Genomic DNA, 966 nt, shown 5'->3' on the forward strand with positions numbered 1-966 from the left:
AATGGCATAAAAAAGGGACATTTATAAGGATGTCCATTTCACAAAAGATTATACAAAATGGTGGAGGGGGGCAGATTCGAACTGCCGAACCCGAAGGAGCGGATTTACAGTCCGCCGCGTTTAGCCACTTCGCTACCCCTCCAGCTAAAGGAAAAATGGTGCCGGCAAGAGGACTTGAACCCCCAACCTACTGATTACAAGTCAGTTGCTCTACCAGTTGAGCTACACCGGCATGTTCAGTTGTACTTGATCAGCAACACTCTTTGCATCCACCCAACTAAAAATAAAAACCCGTGAAGGTGATTGTTTTAGGCTTGTGTGTTAATAAAAAGAGCTTATGGTACGTTATTTTCACTCCGCTTCGCTGTGTGAAAAAACGATGGTGGAGGATGACGGGATCGAACCGCCGACCCTCTGCTTGTAAGGCAGATGCTCTCCCAGCTGAGCTAATCCTCCGTGTGTAAAAATGGTGACCCATACGGGATTCGAACCCGTGTTACCGCCGTGAAAGGGCGGTGTCTTAACCGCTTGACCAATGGGCCAGTCCTGATGTTTCTCAAAAAAAAAGAAAGCTTCCAACCGGGCTCGAACCGGTGACCTCTTCCTTACCATGGAAGCACTCTACCTGCTGAGCTATGGAAGCAATGGCTCCACAGGCAGGACTCGAACCTGCGACCGATCGGTTAACAGCCGATAGCTCTACCACTGAGCTACTGTGGAATGGTTAGCCTGGCGACGTCCTACTCTCGCAGGGGGAGATCCCCCAACTACCATCGGCGCTGAAGAGCTTAACTTCCGTGTTCGGCATGGGAACGGGTGTGACCTCTTCGCCAATGTCACCAGACAAATTGCTTACAATGACAAATATTATTATATAATATTTTCAAGGTTTTTCAAGGGGTAATTTAAAAATTATTCCCTGAAAACTAGATAAAGGGTTGATAGTCAATCATTACCGGCGTATCA

6 tRNA genes and 1 rRNA gene are annotated in these 966 nt (G+C 47.5%); all 7 read right to left on the reverse strand.

Annotated elements, in window-relative coordinates:
* Window positions 1-58 precede the first annotated feature (58 nt).
* A tRNA-Tyr gene (locus tag ACNA6I_RS23020) sits at window positions 59-142 on the reverse strand.
* Between the two features lie 14 nt (window positions 143-156).
* A tRNA-Thr gene (locus ACNA6I_RS23025) sits at window positions 157-232 on the reverse strand.
* Between the two features lie 148 nt (window positions 233-380).
* Window positions 381-456 (reverse strand) — tRNA-Val (locus tag ACNA6I_RS23030).
* An 11-nt stretch (window positions 457-467) separates the two neighbouring features.
* Window positions 468-542, reverse strand: a tRNA-Glu gene (locus tag ACNA6I_RS23035).
* Between the two features lie 28 nt (window positions 543-570).
* Window positions 571-643, reverse strand: a tRNA-Thr gene (locus ACNA6I_RS23040).
* Between the two features lie 2 nt (window positions 644-645).
* A tRNA-Asn gene (locus tag ACNA6I_RS23045) sits at window positions 646-720 on the reverse strand.
* Window positions 721-727: 7 nt separating this feature from the next.
* Window positions 728-844, reverse strand: a 5S ribosomal RNA gene (gene rrf / locus ACNA6I_RS23050).
* Between the last annotated feature and the right edge of the window lie 122 nt (window positions 845-966).

The organism is Rossellomorea sp. FS2, assembly GCF_047915635.1.
Lineage (GTDB): Bacteria > Bacillota > Bacilli > Bacillales > Bacillaceae_B > Rossellomorea > Rossellomorea marisflavi_A.